Annotated in this window: 13 protein-coding genes; 11 read left to right on the forward strand and 2 right to left on the reverse strand. The window is 71.3% G+C overall.

Features of this window, described 5'->3' with window-relative positions; translation table 11 throughout:
* Window positions 1-33 precede the first annotated feature (33 nt).
* From WME79_RS02255 to WME79_RS02275, 5 genes are all read left to right on the forward strand, one after another.
* Window positions 34-1257 (forward strand): DUF1015 domain-containing protein, encoded by a 1224-nt coding sequence (locus WME79_RS02255; protein ID WP_437531334.1) that lies wholly within the window; start codon window positions 34-36, stop codon window positions 1255-1257.
* 33 nt (window positions 1258-1290) lie between these two features.
* Entirely contained in the window at window positions 1291-1728 is a 438-nt protein-coding gene (locus WME79_RS02260; RefSeq protein ID WP_437531336.1) for a rhodanese-like domain-containing protein, read from the forward strand.
* A gap of 95 nt (window positions 1729-1823) precedes the next feature.
* Window positions 1824-2534 (forward strand): glycosyltransferase family 2 protein, encoded by a 711-nt coding sequence (locus tag WME79_RS02265; protein ID WP_437531338.1) that lies wholly within the window; start codon window positions 1824-1826, stop codon window positions 2532-2534.
* A 207-nt stretch (window positions 2535-2741) separates the two neighbouring features.
* Entirely contained in the window at window positions 2742-4964 is a 2223-nt protein-coding gene (locus WME79_RS02270) for a HAMP domain-containing sensor histidine kinase (RefSeq protein WP_437531340.1), read from the forward strand.
* Window positions 4961-5329 (forward strand): response regulator, encoded by a 369-nt coding sequence (locus WME79_RS02275; RefSeq protein ID WP_012233064.1) that lies wholly within the window; start codon window positions 4961-4963, stop codon window positions 5327-5329. The genes WME79_RS02270 and WME79_RS02275 overlap by 4 nt, the downstream gene beginning before the upstream one ends.
* Here the strand turns inward: WME79_RS02275 and WME79_RS02280 are convergent.
* Both WME79_RS02280 and WME79_RS02285 read right to left on the reverse strand, forming a co-directional pair.
* The gene (locus tag WME79_RS02280; protein WP_437531342.1) at window positions 5317-6318 is read right to left on the reverse strand and encodes a squalene/phytoene synthase family protein; all 1002 of its coding nucleotides are present in this window, start codon (window positions 6316-6318) and stop codon (window positions 5317-5319) included. The genes WME79_RS02275 and WME79_RS02280 overlap by 13 nt on opposite strands.
* Before the next feature lie 1452 nt (window positions 6319-7770).
* Window positions 7771-11724, reverse strand: a complete 3954-nt coding sequence (locus tag WME79_RS02285) for a serine/threonine-protein kinase (protein ID WP_437531344.1) — start codon at window positions 11722-11724, stop codon at window positions 7771-7773.
* A 692-nt stretch (window positions 11725-12416) separates the two neighbouring features.
* Here WME79_RS02285 and WME79_RS02290 point away from each other — a divergent pair.
* The 6 genes from WME79_RS02290 (at window position 12417) to WME79_RS02315 (ending at window position 16432) form a co-directional block, all read left to right on the forward strand.
* On the forward strand, window positions 12417-12947 hold the full coding sequence (locus WME79_RS02290; protein WP_437531346.1) for a hypothetical protein: 531 nt from the start codon (window positions 12417-12419) through the stop codon (window positions 12945-12947).
* A gap of 327 nt (window positions 12948-13274) precedes the next feature.
* Complete coding sequence (locus tag WME79_RS02295) at window positions 13275-14441, forward strand: hypothetical protein (protein WP_437531348.1); 1167 nt, start codon at window positions 13275-13277, stop codon at window positions 14439-14441.
* A 117-nt stretch (window positions 14442-14558) separates the two neighbouring features.
* Window positions 14559-14717, forward strand: a complete 159-nt coding sequence (locus WME79_RS02300; RefSeq protein WP_437531350.1) for a hypothetical protein — start codon at window positions 14559-14561, stop codon at window positions 14715-14717.
* Between the two features lie 60 nt (window positions 14718-14777).
* Window positions 14778-15032, forward strand: a complete 255-nt coding sequence (locus tag WME79_RS02305) for a hypothetical protein (RefSeq protein ID WP_437531352.1) — start codon at window positions 14778-14780, stop codon at window positions 15030-15032.
* Between the two features lie 383 nt (window positions 15033-15415).
* Entirely contained in the window at window positions 15416-15601 is a 186-nt protein-coding gene (locus WME79_RS02310) for a hypothetical protein (protein ID WP_437531354.1), read from the forward strand.
* Window positions 15602-15631: 30 nt separating this feature from the next.
* On the forward strand, window positions 15632-16432 hold the full coding sequence (locus tag WME79_RS02315; RefSeq protein ID WP_437531356.1) for an ADYC domain-containing protein: 801 nt from the start codon (window positions 15632-15634) through the stop codon (window positions 16430-16432).
* Window positions 16433-16468: the final 36 nt, after the last annotated feature.

The raw sequence follows: 16468 nt of genomic DNA on the forward strand, positions 1-16468 counted from the left end.
GACGCGCCCAGGCCGCTGGGTTAGTCGCTCTCCGTGGCTACCGTCCGACCTTTCCGCGCTTACCGACCCCCCCAGGCCCAGGCGGCTCGCGTCGCGAGCCCGCCGTACGACGTCATCTCGACCGCCGAGGCGCGCGTCCTCGCGGCGGGAGGCCTGCACAGCTTCCTCCGCGTCTCCCGCCCCGAGATCGACCTGCCCGAGGGGACGGACGAGCACGACGACGCCGTCTACGCCCGCGGCGCGCAGAACCTCGCCGATCTCATCGCGAGCGGCGACCTCACGCAGGACCCGGAGCCGCACCTCTACCTCTACGCCCAGAGGATGGGTGATCACCGGCAGATCGGCGTCGTCGGCTGCGCCGCGGTCGCCGAGTACGAGCAGGACGTCATCAAGAAGCACGAGAAGACGCGCCCCGACAAGGAGGACGACCGCACCCGCCACATCGAGGAGCTCGGCGCCCACGATGAGCCGGTGTTCCTCACGTACCGCGCCGACGCGGGCGTCGACCGCGCGGTCGCGGAGGCCTTGCAGTCGCCGCCCATCTACGATTTCACGACCGCCGACGGCGTCGAGCACAAGCTCTGGGTCCTCGGCCGCGCGGCGACCGCCGACCTCGAGGAGCGCTTCCAGGCGATCCCCACGCTCTACGTCGCCGATGGCCACCACCGCAGCGCCGCGGCGGCGCGCGTCCACAGGAAGCTGCGCGGCGACGGCGGCGAGCACGACGTCTTCCTGGCCGTGGTCTTCCCGCACGACCAGATGAACATCATGCCGTACAACCGCGTCGTGCGGGACCTCGCCGGCCGCAGCGCGGAGGCGCTGCTCGCGGCCCTCGGCGAGCGGCTCGACATCGCGCCGGCGAAGGACGCCGCAGCCGCGACCCCGTCCGGCCCGCGGTCCTTCGGGCTCTACCTTGGCGGCCGCTGGTACACCGCCAAGGTCCGCCCGGGCTCGTTCGACGCCAACAACCCGGTGGCCTCGCTCGACTGCTCCATCTGCCAGGACCAGATCCTCGGCCCGATCTTCGGCGTCAGCGACCCCCGCCGCGACAAGCACGTCGATTTCGTCGGCGGCATCCGCGGCGTCGCCGAGCTCGAGCGACGCGTCGACTCGGGCGCGTTCACGGTGGCGATCCACCTCTATCCGACGCAGATCGACGAGCTCTTCGCGGTGAGCGACGCAGGGCTGCTCATGCCGCCGAAGAGCACGTGGTTCGAGCCGAAGCTCCGCAGCGGGCTCTTCATTCATACGTTCTGACGAGCGCGCCGCGCCGGGGGTAGACTGCGCCCCATGGCGGACCTCAAGCGCGTATCCCCCCAGCAGGCCAAGAAGCTCATCGACGAGGAGGGGTATCTCTACCTCGACGTCCGGAGCGAGCCCGAATATGCGGCCGGGCACCCGAGCGGCGCGCACAACGTGCCGCTCATGCACGCCGGCGCCGGCGGCATGAAGCAGAACCCCGACTTCCTCGAGGTGGTCCGCGCCCTCTATCCCAGGGACGCGAAGATCATCGTGGGCTGCAAGTCCGGACAGCGCTCGATGCGCGCGGCCGAGGCCATGGTGTCGGCTGGCTACACGGCCGTCATCGAGCAGCGCGCCGGCTTCGAAGGGCCGCGCGACGCGTTCGGCGCGATCACCGAGCCAGGGTGGGGGCCGGCCGGGCTGCCCGTCGAGACGGCCACGCCAGGCGGCTCGTACGCCGAGCTCCGTAAGAGCGCTGGCAGGTAATACGTCCGGCGCGCACGGCTCGCGGCGCGGCGCCAAGCGTGTTGTCGCAGCGCCGAGCGCGTTGCCGGAGACCGCTCGCTCCGCTAGGAATTCGCGTGCTCCACGGTGCGCGTGTCGCAGTGGTCATCCCCGCGCGGGACGAGGCGCGATGGATCGCTGAGGCGGCGGGGTCGGTCCCTGCCTTTGTCGACCACGTGATCGTCGTGGACGATGCCAGTCGAGATGGCACGGCCGAGATAGCGCGCGCGGTCGGGGACGAGCGCCTCGAGGTGCTCGTCCACCCGGAGTGCCGCGGCGTCGGCGCGGCGATCGTCGCTGGCTACCGGCGCGCTCGCGCCCTCGGCGCCTCGGCCGTCGCGGTCATGGCCGGCGACGGGCAGATGGATCCGCGCGATCTCCCGCGCGTCGTCGCCCCGATCGCCTCGGGCGAAGCCGATTACGTGAAGGGCGATCGGCTGCGCCACCCCGACGTGTGGCGCGTCATGCCTCTCCAGCGGCTCGCCGCGACGGCGGCGCTCGCCGCGCTCACCCGCCGTGCGGCGGGGCTCGACGCCCTCTCCGACAGCCAGTGCGGGTACACCGCCATCTCGGCCCGCGCGATCGACGCGCTCGACCTCGACGGCCTCTGGCCCCGCTACGGTTATCCGAACGACTTGCTCGCCGCCCTCGCGGCTCGCCGGCTCCGCGTCTGCGAGGTCAGCGTGCGCCCCGTCTACCGCGGCGAGGCGAGCGGCCTGCGCGCGCGCCACGTGCTCACCATCCTTTTCCTGATTGCCAGGAACGCCATAAGGCAGTCCCTGAGCTGATCAGGAAAATCGCACAGCGCCCGCGCGCGGACGGAACATGTGAGTGGGAGTCGATCGAATCGACACGAGCCACTGCGCAAAACGGTCGACAACTCGCTCGTTGGTCTCATAGCAAAGCTGCCTGGCGACCTGACTCATCAACTTGGCGCGGAGGGGCCTCAGAGGCGCGAACCCCGCGACCATGCTTCAACAAGAGGGGTGACGGACGTGGCCATCAGCCGAGCCGCCTGGGCTAGAATCTGGAATCCGGGGAGGTCGCCGACTCCGTCGTTCACGCCTCGGGTCGTGGCCTATGCGTTCGGCATCGAGTTGCCGTACAGCCTGCTTGTCCCGGTCGCTCACCTGCGCCTCCTCGGCGTCGTGGACTCGGCGGTCCAGGCGCGGTTGCTCGGGCTGATCGGGCTCATGTACCTCGTCAAGACGGGGGGCCTGATTGCGCTGCTCGTCCACATGCTGCGCCCGATCGAGCGCCTGCGGCAGTACGCCGTGGTCCATCGCCTCCAGAGCGGCGCGGGCGTCGAGGATACGAGCAGCGGCGGCGCGGCGCCCCCGGAGGAGACCGTCCTCGCCGCGGCGAACGCCGCCTACAACACCCCGCTCGCGTTCGCGACGGTCTGGGCCGTGTCGTGGGGGCTCCTGTACCTGCCCGTGACGGTGGCGCTCTACTTCATCGCGCCGGACCAGAGCCCCCTCGGCGTCCAGCGCGGCGTCGCGCTGGCCCTGTTCGCGCTGGCCCTGTTCGCGGCCGCGCTGCCGCTCGCCTACAGCATCCTCGGCCGCCTGCTCGCCCCCGCCGCCGGCGTGATCTCGCTCATCGCGCGCGAGCGCGGCCTCGCCATGCCCGGCAAGGGATACTCGCTCGCCGTCCGCCTCGTGATCCTCGGCGCCTGCCTCGCCATCGCGCCGACGAGCTGGATGGCGGCGATGGTGCTCGGCGAGACGGCGGGGCCGGCCAAGCCCGGCCTGAAGCTCACCCTGGCGATCTTCTCGATGGTCGCGGTCACCTGGGCGCCCGTCTGCGCGGGCTTCCTCGCCGGCGCCCTCGCGGGCCCGCTCCAGCAGGTCGCCGCGGTCATCCAGAAGATCGTCCAGCGCGGCGAGGTCGACCGGCTGGAGCGGATCCCGGTCTATTTCAAGGACGAGATCGGCGCGCTGGCGGGCGGGGTCAACGCGATGGTCGATCGCCTGGAGGAGTCGTCCCGGCGCACGCGGAGCTACCTGGCGGAGCGCGAGCGCCTGCTGCAAGACGCGGCGCAGCGCGCGGCGCAGCTCGGCGCCGTGCTGGACAACCTCGTCGAGGGGGTGTTCGCGTGCGACCGCCAGGGCCGGCTGACGATGATCAACGCCTCGGGGCTCAGGCTGCTCGGCCTCTCGGGCCGCTCGGAGCAGGCGGGCCGGATGGTCGAGGAGGTGATGGACCTCGGCCGGGTGCGCCACAGCGACGGCCGCGCCTTCACGCGCGACGAGCTGCCGATGGTGCGGGCGCTCGCCGGCGAGACCATCGTGCAGGAAGAGCAGGTGCTCGCGGACGGCCGCGCGGGCCGCGACGTCTTCCTGCGGACCAGCGCGGCGCCGATCCGCAGCGAGGGCGGCGCCGTCCTCGGCGCGGTCGCGGTCGCCCGCGACGTGACGGAGCTCATGGAGCTCGATCTCGTCAAAGATCAGTTCATCCGGGTCGGCGCGCACGAGCTCAAGACGCCGGTCGCGATCATGAAGGGATACGCGCTCGCGCTCCTGCGCAACACGAACGATCTGCCGGCGCCGCGCCGCAAGATGCTGGAGGCCATCGACCGCGGCGCGGACAGGATCAACCGCATCGTCGACGATCTCCTGGCGATCTCGCAGGTCACGCTCGACGTGCTCCAGGTCTCCGAGGAGGACGTCGATCTGAAGGAGCTCGTGCAGGAGTCGGTCGATCGCGTCGCGAAGTCGGCGAGCCGCCACCGGGTGCGGCTGTCGCTCGACGCCGAGCGGCCGCCCGTCGTGCGCGCCGATCCGGAGCGGCTGCGCCAGGTGCTCGCGAGCCTCCTCGACAACGCGGTGAAGTACTCGCCGGACGGCGGCGACGTCGACGTGACCGTCGCCGTCGCCGAGCGCGCGCCGGTGTCGTCGCCGCCGTCCTCCTGCGACGCCGCGCTCTTCTCGCAGCGGCACGGCGCGGCGCAGCGCTTCGAGGCGGTCGTGTCCGTGCGCGACCAGGGCGTCGGCATCCCCGCCCACAAGCAGGAGCGGATCTTCGAGCGCTTCTTCCGCGCGCACACGGACACCCGACACGACTACGGAGGCATGGGAATCGGGCTGTTCCTTGCGAAGGACATGATCACCCGTCACGGTGGCCGTATCTGGTTCGAGAGCGAGGAGGACAGCGGCAGCACGTTTTATTTCACCCTTCCACTCAGCAGCGAGGCCCCCGCGGCCGATCGACGATGAGCGACAGACACGCAAAGACGGTGCTCCTCGTGGAGGACGACGCGGATCTCGTGGCGCTCGTCTCCCTCGTGCTCCAGGAGGACGGCTACCGGGTCAAGATCGCGTGCAACGGTCGCGAGGCGCTGGCCAAGCTGGAGCACGACCTGCCGGATCTCATCCTGCTCGACATGAAGATGCCGGTGATGAACGGCCCGGAGTTCGCGCGCGAGCTCGAGGTCCGGCACGGGCGTCAGGCGCCCATCGTCGTGCTCACCGCCGCGGCGGACGCCCACCGGCGGGCGGCCGAGGTCGGCGCGGACGCGTGGCTCGGCAAGCCGTTCGAGCCGGACGCGCTCCTCTCGACGGTGAGGCGCTACACGGGGTGAGCGCGGAGCTGCTGCCGCCGCTCGGCGAGGTCGCGCCGCACCTCGGTCCAGTACCGCGCGGGGAACCGGCGGTGATCGAAGCCGGTCGCGCGGAACACCCGTGTGATGCGGGCATAACGGCGCAGGCTCCACTCCCTCATGATCTGGAGCGAGGGGTGGAGGCCGCGCGCCTCGATGAACGGCGCCGCGCGCGCGTAGAGCGCTGGCATGACCTCATCGAGCCAGTACCGCATCAGGGCCTGGTATCCGGGCGTGTCGACGCACCGTCCGGAGATCACCTGAGCGCGCGTGACCCCATGGCGCGCGAGCTCGTCCTCGGGCAGGTAGCAGATGCCGCGATCGGCGTCCTCCTGCATGTCCCTCAGATTGTTGAAGAACTGATCGAGCCGGCCGAACTCCCCGGCTGCGTCCCAGTGCTCCTTCGTCAGGAACGGAACCAGCTGAAAGATATGGCCTGACAGCCGCACCAGCATCGTGTCGTGCTCCTTCAGGGTGCGGATGAGCAGGCTGGGAGCGTGGTAGTCGGCGAGGGCGAGCAAGTAGGCGTCCCAGGCGGCGAGCGAGCGCGGTTGCATCTCGTCCAGGTCGGGACGATCGAGCGCGGGGCGGCGGAGCCACAGCGCGTGGATGGCCGAGAGCTCGCGCGCGAAGGGGCAGCACGGATCGACGAAGCCGCAGGAACGGACGCGCCTCCACGCCACCATGAAGCGGCTGAATCGCCGCGCGTGGGGCTCGAGGCGCTCGTTCTCGGCGAGGCGATCGACGATCCGGATCCAGCGGATGCGATCGAGCCACGCCCGCTTCACGTCGGGTGGGAGGCCGAGCACCCATGCGGCGTTGTCCTCGTCTTTCAACGCGTCGTCCGACAGGGCGCGATAGTGCGATGAGCCGACGATCGCCGCGATGGGCTGGTAGGGAGTCCGCTCCGATGCTGGTGCAGCAGCGGGCAGGTAGGGCAGTCGAGAAGAGATGTGTTGAGTAGGTTTCACGATGTCGAGTGCCGCACGTTGAACGTGCTTGTCGCCGGTGTCGCCCTGGCCTCGCGCGGTCACTGGCGATTATGGACGTAGCTCGCCCTGTTTGCTTGGGGCGCCTGCGTCGGTGATGGATGGTGGCTCTCTACCGTGTAGAACTTTCCGATCCTCCGAGAGATGCGCGGTGACGCCTGTTCGCCTTCCTTTATGAGGCCTTATCGTCTCCCAGTCGACGCGGAAATTCGTCGTCCAGGGCACGGGCGCCGGAGATAATGCATGGATTCCCTGTGTGTTTTGCCCGTGTGTTGGGAGCGCGCCGTCAATGATCGTCGGTGTATACCCTGGGTCGATACATTGTCCAACGGATAACGTCAGTGATGGCCTTACGTCTCGGCCCGTTCTCGCTCCGTCTCGGCGGTACGTCAGGTGTTTTAGGTGCATGGATTATTCCGAAGTTTCTGGCGGATGGCCTTTGCGCCCACGTGACGGCGCGTGAGCGCCGGGGGGGGCGAGCCTCTCTCTCTGCTGCTCGGTCTGCCTCGGTGAGCGGCGCGACGGGAACGCTCCAATTCGCGATCGGACGCGATGCTAGACGCGCTCGTGCGTGGGGGGATTCAGCGGTTGTCATCGCGCCGTGCGTGCTGCGGTGAACGGCCCAGAACTGTGGTTGTGACCACGGTCCAAAGCGGTCATCCGCGCCTGGCACGCCCGAGGGGCGTCCGCTCCAGACAGAGGAGATCGACTGGAGGAGAGGCCCTGAGGAGCCTCGTCCACCGCTCCATCGCGGGGTGGATGTCGACGGTAGATGCGGTGCTCCCCGAAGCGCGCCCTTGACGCGGTGAAGCGGCTCACCGCCGCCGTTGCGCCGCTGGCGCACGGGTGAGATGCTCCGGGCGGATCTCACCCGCTGCTACGTGACACGAGCGCTCCCAGCGGCGCAGACCCCACCGATCATGCGACGGGCGCTCACACCTGAGGACGCCTGTGCTCTATCCGCACCCGGACATCGCATCTCTCCTCTCCGAGCTTCGCCAGATCGAGCCGCGTGCCCGCGCATTCATCGCCTCTTCGCTGCGGCCATGAGGCTCGCTGAGGGGACGGTGCGCCTGCTCATGACCCACGCGAGCGGCGTGCCGCTCCGCGGCGCGCTCGCGGACTACCTCCGCGATGGGACGGTGCTCCGTTACGTTCTGGGCGAGAGCAGGCCTGCGTCCTGGCTCCGTCTGCACTACGTCCGACCAGGATCGCTGCTCGCCAGTGGGCGGCCGGGCTATCAGACCTGCAAGCGAGAATCTCAGGTTCGAAAGACGTCAGGAGCATCCTTAAGGTTAACTCCTTGAATCGAGCAAGGTCGGGCCCTGGCCCGTGTCCTGCTAAGGATGAAGGGCAGAGCGCCCGTGACGGCTTCCCCCCCCCGCCGTCGAATGGGCGCTCTTTTTTTGTGCTCTTCGTCCGGGACGCGAGGTCCTAGCGCTCGCGCAGCCGGGCCACCCGGTCGCGCCAGTACTGGAGATCGAGCGCGGAGAAGATCGCGGCGGCGCGCGCGATCTGGCGCTCGCGCTCCGGATCGCGGCGCGGGAGGTGCCGCGCGAGCTCGAAGCGGGCGCGCGCCTCCTCGACGGGCAGGCCGCGCTGCAGGGCGTCGTCGATCGCCGCGGCCCAGAGCCGCCTCGCACGCGCGCGGCCGCCGGCGAGCCACGCGGCGAGGCCGCGCAGGCGGAGCGAGGTCGAGCGGCCGAGGGGGAAGATGCGCGCGTACCGGCCGAGCGCGCGGCACGCCTCCGCGGAGAGGCGCGAGAGCTCGCGCCGCTCCGCCGAGCCAGGGGCGTCCTCGATCAGCGCGAGCAGCACCTCGCACGCCGCCGCATACCCGTACAGGCAGTGGTAGCCCGCCGGCTGTCCCTCGCGGAGCATGGGGAGCGTCCGCTCGGCGGCCGCGCGCGCCTCTCTGTGCGCGCCGCGGAGCAGGTGCCCCAGCGCGACCTGGCCGTGCGTGATCTGCTGCGTGCGGTCGCCGAGCCGCTGCACCTCGGCCGACAGCGCGTCGAAGATGGCGATCGCGCCCTCGCCGTCGCCGAGCAGCAGCCGGCACTGCGCGCGGCCGCTCTCCGCCCAGATGTGGCCCTGCGCGTTGTCGCTCTCGCGCGACGCGCTCACGAGCGCGCCGTACAGGTCGAGCGCCTCCCTCCAGCGGCCCTCGGAGTAGGCCACGCCGGCGAGCAGCGTGATGCACTCCTCCTTGCGGCGGCGGTCGTGCAGCGCCTCGGCCAGCCGCTCGGCCTGGGTGAGCAGCGCCCGCGCGTCGCGGCACCGGCCCTCGCCGAGCGCCGTCAGCCCGCGCAGGCACGAGACGAACGCGACGCCTTGCGGGTCGTCGAGCACCGCGGCGACCGCCGTCGCGCGCGCGGCGTACGCGTCGACGACGGCCTTCCACGGGACATACCCGAACGCGACGCTCAGGGTCGCGTACCCGCGCGCGAGCGCGAGCGACGGGCCGAGCCGCGCCGCGGCGTTGGTCGCCGCCAGCGCGGCCAGGAAGGCGAGCGTCGGCTCGTTGCGGAACAGGTACGTCTCCGACAGCTTCTCCGCCGCGAGCGACGCCTCGGCGAGGCGCTCGCGCTCGGCCGCGTCGCTCGCGACTGGGGCCGGAAGGCCAGCGACGTGCGCGAGCTGCAGGCCGAGCTGCTTCAGCGAGGCCACCGCCGGGCGGAGCCGCTCCCCGAGGCCCGCGCGGCCGCCCGCCGCGCGCTCCCCCGCGCGGAGCCACGCGGCCTCGTCCCGGGAGAGCAGCTCCAGCGCCGCCGCGCAGTGCCGCTCCGCGCCGAGCAGATCGCCGAGGTTGTAGTGGGCCTGGCCGAGCCGCCGCTCCCAGCGCGCACGCCGGAGCGGCGGCGCGCGCTCCTCCGGAGGGTGCGCGCCGTCGAGGTCGAGCGCTCTCTTGTAAAAATCAACCGCGTCGCCGGAGGCGCCCGTCGCGAGGGCCTGGGCGCCCGCCTTGTCGAGGTACTCCAGCGTCTTCTGGACGGCGCCCGCGATTCCATAGTGGTGGGCGAGGAGCGGGTACGACAGCGCGAGGCCCGGCGCGTCGCGGTGGCGCCGCTCGATCGCGCGCGCCGCGGCGGCGTGCAGGGCCCGCCGCTCCGGCTCGGGGGTGCCCGCGTAGACGATCTCCCGCAGCTTGTCGTGCACGAAGCCGAGCCGCCCCGGCTCCGTCTCCTCGAGCACGTGGCGGCGGGCGAGCTCCGCGAGCGCGTCCATGGCGTCGACCTCGGCGAGGCCGGCGGCGCCGAGCAGCAGGCGCTCCTCGAGCTCGCGGCCCAGCACCGACGCGAGCCGCGCGAGCGCGAGCGCCTCGTGGCTCAGGCCCGACAGCCGGCGCGCCACGAGCTCGCGCAGCGAGCCCGGCAGCGGCAGCGGCGCGGGCGGCTGGCTCCCGCGCGCGGCGCGGGCGAGCCGCTCTGCGGCGGCGCCCTCGGCGCCCGCGCGGATCCGCCACGCGTAGGCCTCGTCCCGGTAGATCACCCGCTCCTGGATCGCGGCCCGGAGGTACTCGGCGATGAAGAACGGGTTCCCCTCCGACTGCTCGAAGAGGTACTGCACGAACGCCTCGGGCGGCTCGTCCAGGGCGAGCATGTCGCGCACCACCCGCCCGACCGAGCCGCGGTCGAGCCGCCCGAGCTCGAGCCGCGAGGCCCAGGGGGCGCCGAGGAGCGAGGAGAGCGCGGGCGACGTCTCCTCGGTCCGGTACGCGCACAGGAGGACCACCGGATGGGCCGCGAAGTAGTCGGCGTCGAGGTGCTCGAGGACGGCGCGCGAGTTCTCGTCGGCCCACTGGAGGTCGTCGAGCACGAGCAGGACGGGCCGCGTCGCGGCGAACGCGGCGAGCGTGTCGGCGAGCGCGGTCCGCAGCCGGTAGCGGGCCGCGTCCGGCGGCAGCTCGGCCGGCTCCGGGTAGCGGTCGTGGCCGCGGAGCTGGGCGAGCGACGGCTCGTGCGGCGCGAGGACCCTGCCGCGCGGGCCGAGCAGCGCGTCGTAGCCCGAGGGGCCGAGCTCGTTGCACCGGTCGGCCACCGCGAGCAGGAGCGGGCGGAACGGGTGCAGCGGCGCGGCCTTGACCGCGCCCTCGCGCTCGACCTCGGCGGACACGGCCGCGCACGCGCCCGTGACCACGGCCATGCGGATGAGCGCCGCCTGGTGCGCCGCCTCGACGGCGAGGCGCGTCTTGCCCACGCCGCTCTCGCCGCCGACGACGACGAGGCTGCCCTGGCGCCGCTCGTGGGCGCGCTCGAGCGCCTCGGTGATCTGCTGCAGCGCCTTCCCGCGCCCGGCGAGGCGCGGCCGGTACAGGTACGGCTGCGCGTTCGGCAGGCGCGCGCCCGCTGCGCCACTCCAGTCGCGCGGCGGCGTGTCGGCCGCGCCGAGCTCGGCGAGGGCGGTCGCGACCTCGTCGGCGTAGCCGAGCCGGTCCTCGGGGCGCTTCTTCAGGAGCCGCGCGATGAGGGCGTCGAGCGCGGGAGGCACCTCGGCGACGAGCTCGGAGGCCGGGAGCGGCTCGGCGTAGAGGTGCATGGACAGCACGACGGAGCTCGAGTCGCCGAGGAACGGGACGCCCCCGGTCACGGCCTCGTAGATCATGCAGCCGAGCGCGTAGAGGTCCGCGCGCGCGTCGACGAGGTCGCCGCGGATCTGCTCGGGGGACATGTAGTCGGGGCTGCCCATCAGCCTGCCGCCCGCCTGGAGCACGTCGCGCCCGGTGTGCCCCTCGAACTGGAAAGCGAGGCCGAAGTCGAAGAGCACCGGCGTCCCGTCCGGCCGGATGAAGACGTTGTCCGGCTTGAGATCGCGGTGGACGAGGCCCCGGCCGTGGACGTACGCGAGCGGCCGGCAGATCGCGCGGAGGAGCGTCAGCGCCTGGCGGAGCGCGCCGCCCGCCGCGCGGTGGAACGGGCGCGGCGCGAACGGCTGGTACGAGCGCGGGATGATCGAGGCGGGCGCGATCTCCGCCGTCGCGGTGCTGGCCTGCGCGTTCATCGCCGTGGAGACGCTCACGGTCGGCTCGGTGCTCACGCTCCCGCGGGCGCGCCAGCGCTCCTGGTTGTGATCCCGGAGCGTGCGCCCCTCGATCAGCTCCATCGCGTACCACGGGATCCCCCCCTGGACCCCCTCGTCGAGCACCCGCATGACGCCCGGGTGCTCGACGCCCCGGAGCGCGTGGATCTCGCGGCGGATGCTGGAGACGAGGCTCTCGTCGCCCACGCTGACGGTCTTCAGCGCCGCGAGCGCGCCCGTGACGCTGTGCTGAGCGCGGTAGACGACCCCCATCCCGCCGCGGCCGAGCGGCGCGAGCACCCGCCACGGCCCGATGGACACCGGGACATCCGGAGGGTGCCTGGCCTGGCCCGAGCTCGGCGTCGTGATCATCGAGGGACCGACGCGTCCTTGGCCCGGGCCTGGATTCGCCCCAGGTGGTAGGTCAAAAGCGGTTTCCCGACATCCACGCTGGAGCTGAGTACATCCACCCGACGGCGCGCGATGATGTCACGGCGCGGCCGACCGTACAACAGGTCTGTGTGGAGGCCAGCTCATCGCACGAACGCCGCGCGGCGGGGCTGCCGCACCGACAGGCGACTACACAAGAGGCAGCGGAGCGTGGCTATCGAGGCTCGCGCCGGGGCGGAGGCGCCAGCCCGCCGCCGTGGCGCCGCGCGGTCGTCGGGCCGCGCGGCCGCGCGGCCCGTGCACGGAGGGAGCGCCGGCGCGCGGGCGCCTCTCTGGACGTTAGCGCCACGCGAGACACGGTGAACCCGGGACTCTGCGGAGGCGCGCTCCGCCGCCGCGGTCGTCGCCGCATGTCGAGACGCGATGTCGACGCGAGCCTCCCCGCGCGGCGCTCGGGCGGGGACGTCTCGGTCTCTCGCGGCCAGCGGACCGCCGGGGATCGTCTGCTTTCCCCGCTTGGTGGATTCGACACCTCCGATGTCGTTGTCCCGTTTCACCGAGCTTCGACCGCGCCGTGCGAGCCAATCGTGCACAGCTGAGCTCGCGGTACACGGTTTGCTCCCGGTGCGCTCACGGCCCGCGCTGGCGGCCGCACTTAGAAAGGGAACCAACGAATGAAGCATTCGACTCATCTCGGGGCCTTGTTGACCGTCCTGTTCCTCGCCGCGTGCGGCGGCGAAGGTGCAGATTCCGCCCCGACGGACAGCGCCGTGAGCTCCAAGCAGCTCAGGGATCTGACGGCCGATGACGTCCAATCCGCCTGCGATTCGCTCGCGGCGAGGGTGAAGCTCTCCAAGGAAGATGCCTGTGAGTACCTGGGCCTCGTCGCGTCTCCCGCCGTCGGGCAGCCGTGCGGCACGGTGAAGGACGAGTGCCTCTCCACGGCCGACGAGGCGGCGGACGAGCAGGACGACCACGCAGCGGATTGCATGCCTCCGACCGAGCACCGCGCCGGCTGCTCCGCCACGGTGGCCGAGTACGAGGTCTGCTTGCTCGCCCAGACGCAGCGGGTCCGGGCGCTCACGTGCGACTCAGAGCTGAGCTCGCTCGAGACGGTTCCTCCGGAGTGTGATGCGGTGGCGCGCAAGTGCCCGAAGATCGTGGCAGCGGACGAGGGCGGAGCTCCGGGCGCCGAGAGCCCCTGAACACGGCGCCGACGGGCGGGCGGCCATCGATCATCGGCGAGCGATCATCGATCATCGCGCTCAACGCGGACGCACGGATCGCTGCCTGAACGAATCGCCGGTAGGCACGACACGGCCGCTTGGCGGCCGTGAGTGCCATTGTCCTACCTCTGTTTCCCTGGATCTTTTGATTCTTACCGATATTCGTGCTCGTCCGCGCCTTCCAGGGCATCTCGGCGTATGATGGGCTCCGCAGCCGGCGCGCCCGGGGAGGTTCAAGCCTCGGCGTCTCGGCTCAAGCGAAGTCTCGGCTCGCGCCGAGGGTTCGCTGGCACAGAGGAGGATTTCATGAAGATCACCAAGGTTTCCGGAGTGCTCGCCCTGCTGCTGATCGCCGCCGCGGCTGCTTGCGGCAAGAGCGAGCAGCCGGCTGAGGCGAACGCGACGGTCGAGGTGACCGCCACCGCCGAGTCGGCGATCGGCGAAGGCGCCTACGTCGAGGAGCACGAGAGCGGCAAGGCCGCCTTCAACGTCGCTGCCGACGGGAACGTCAAGGCCGCGGTCACGGGTCCGGACGGCAAGCCGATCCGCGAGGACGTCAGCGGCACGCTGGTGTGGAAGGACGCGTCCGGGGAGAAGACGGTGCCGCTCACGCTCGACGCGAAGACCGGTCTCCTGGTCGCCGCCGGCCCCAAGCTCGAGGCGGATCTCACCCAGATTGGCTACACGCTCAACGTCGCCGGCAAGCCGTGGAACGGAACGTTGCACGTCCCCGCCGGCGGTACCGCCGACCTCTACGCCAACGCCAAGGCGTCGGCGGAGCTCGGGCTGCCGGAGGGCAAGCTCGGCCCGCACGGCGGGCGCATCGAGATCGTGGGCGACGACCGCCTCGAGCTCCTGGTCGACGAGGTGACCGGCGAGGTCCGCGTCTATGTGCTCGACGCCGACCTGAAGCCCATCGACTTCGGCGAGCGCAAGATCACGCTCGGCGTGGTGGCCGAGGCGCCGCAGGTGGTCGTCCTCGCCCCGGCGGTCGCGACCGCGGACGTGGCCGCGACCGCGGCCGCGGGGGTGGCCGCGGGGGCGTACCTGACGGGCAAGCTCGCGCTCGCCGCCGATCCGCTGAAGCTGACCATCGCGGTGCGGAAGGCGGGCCACGCAGCCGTGGGCCTGTGCGGCTACCGGCCCGGGGTGGCGTTCGCCGTCCACGCGCGTGCCCCGCGCGTGAAGGTGCGCGTGAAGACCGACTGGGACGCGCACGTCCACGCGCTCGCGGACGCCGACCTGAAGGCGAAGGCCGACATCGACCCGAAGGTCCACGTCCATGCGGGGGCCGGCGCCGCTGCCAGGGCCAATGCGAAGGCCAATGTGCTCGTCAAGGCGCCGAGCGTCCGTGTGACGCCGCCGAGCGTGAACGTGCAGATCAAGGCGCCGAAGATCTCGATCCCCAAGCCGAGCTTCAAGGCGTCGGCGTCGGCCCGCGCGAGCGCGGGCGCGAAGATCGGGACGCATTGATGCGACGCGCGGCGGTGACGGGCGCGCCCGTCACCGCCGCCATCCCAGCGACGCGGCGTGCTCCACGGCGCGATGGCGGCGAGGCGTGGGCCAAGGCGGGCCGTGCTAGGTTTCCGCATGTCCAGCCATACCTCTCCGCCGCTCCGCCTCGCGGATCTGTCCCCCGAGACGATCGCGAAGCTCAAGCGCTTCCGGTACGATCGCATCATCGAGAAGCACGAGGGGCCGGACAAGTGGGAATGGCACCTCCGTGATCCGAGCGAGCGGCCCTCGTAGCTCCCGGAGCCCGCGTCTCCGGACATCGAGGACGATTACAAGCCCGATCCGGCAGAGTTCATGCAGATCGCGGGACATGACGTGCTCTTGCCGGTGGGCCGGTCGCACCACCCCAACATCACCATCGTCCGCACGATCCTTGGAGATGACGGCAAGAGCCTGATCATCTTCCTGAAGGACACGACCTACGTCGACGACCCGCGGCTCGAGTTCTTCTCCGCGGGCTTCCTCGCCGTGTGCGACCGTGTGCAGGGCGAGCGATTCTATGTCGCGCACGTGTACCACGAGTGGTTCATGATGGCGCCGAACGGTTGACGGCGACCGGGGTGTGTACGTTGGGGTGAGACCCCCGGAGCCCAGGCGCGCGGCGCGGGTCGAGGGAACCGCAAAGGGACGCGGGACAGCGCCTCGCGCCGAGCCTGGTATTGACGAGTGATCGCTCGAGCGTGCACGATTGACGAGCGAGGCTGGCGTGCACCCGGGCCCGCACGAGAGTGCTCGTGAGGTCCCCGGGATGCGTGGCCTGGAGGACCCGTGGCGTGTCGGGCAGGCCCGCTGCCTTCCGTCAATGGCACCGCCACGGAGAGCGATCTCGGAGGAAATGGCCCTCGGGGAGAACGTCCACGACGGCACGGCGATTGCTCACTCCTCCGCGGCCGCGATCAGCGCGGCCAGACCGTGAACGGTCGGAGGTTATCATGAAGAAGCTCGTATCTTTCGGTCTCGTTGCAGTGGCCCTCGTCCTCGGCGCCGGGGTGGCGTCCGCGGGCGTGAGGCTCAATGGCGTAAAGCTCAACGGCGGTGCGTGGAATGGCTCCTCGGTGACCACCGGAATGAAGGTCGCCGGCGTGAAGCTGGTCGACGGTCGCCTCATCCGCCGCTGACCCGCCATTCACCGGAGAGGTAGGACGACCATGGCCTCCACGCTCGGACCGCGCAACGCGCGCAAAACCAACGTGCTCGCTGCCGTCGCGCTGGCCGCTGCGGCGCTCATGGCAGGGTGCGAAGGCTCGTCCTCCGGATCGCCGATCGGCGCCGGGGATGTGCTCGAAGCGCGCGACGAGCGTGGAGCCCCGGTCACGCTGCGGATCGACGCGATCGAGAACGACGCGAAGGACGCGGACGGCGATCTCTTCCTCTATACCGTCTCGTACCGCGATCCGCAGGGAGGCGACTGGAAGCCCTTCTGCCGGGCCGATCGCGACGGGAGGACGGTCGCCATACCGCTGCAAGGCTACTGGAAAGCCTCCGGCGATTACGTGGCAGCGGAGGACGTGATCACGTTCGGCTGCACGAGCGGCGTCGTCGGAAAGTGCGCGCGCTGGGGCTACAAGCCATGGAAGACGGTGGGCGGCATCTCCCTTCGGAACCACCACCTCGCGTGCGTTCGGATGGTGCGCGCCGACTACTGCGGCGATGGGCGGTCCCATACGCGCGAGGGGACACGCATCCAGATCTACGATCGGCTGGGGATCCAGAAGCGCGAGGAGGAGGCGGGTATGGTCTTCGAGGCCGCGTGGGGGCCGGAGGGGGCCGTGTACGTCGGGAAGGCCCGCTACGCCGAGCCGCTCGAAACGCTCGTGGGTCAGTGCGAAGGTCGTCTCCGCGGGCGCACGCGCCTCGATACCGAGAGCCTCGATGCACGCTCCGTCGCGGAGCGCTACCCCGAGGCCCTCCTGTTCAATGAATCGCAGGTCGTCGCCGAGTCACCCTGAGCACGCGCCGCCTCAACCATCGATGAGGCGGCGCGA

Origin of the sequence: Sorangium sp. So ce726 (genome assembly GCF_051521405.1) — a bacterium.
GTDB lineage: Bacteria > Myxococcota_A > Polyangia > Polyangiales > Polyangiaceae > Sorangium.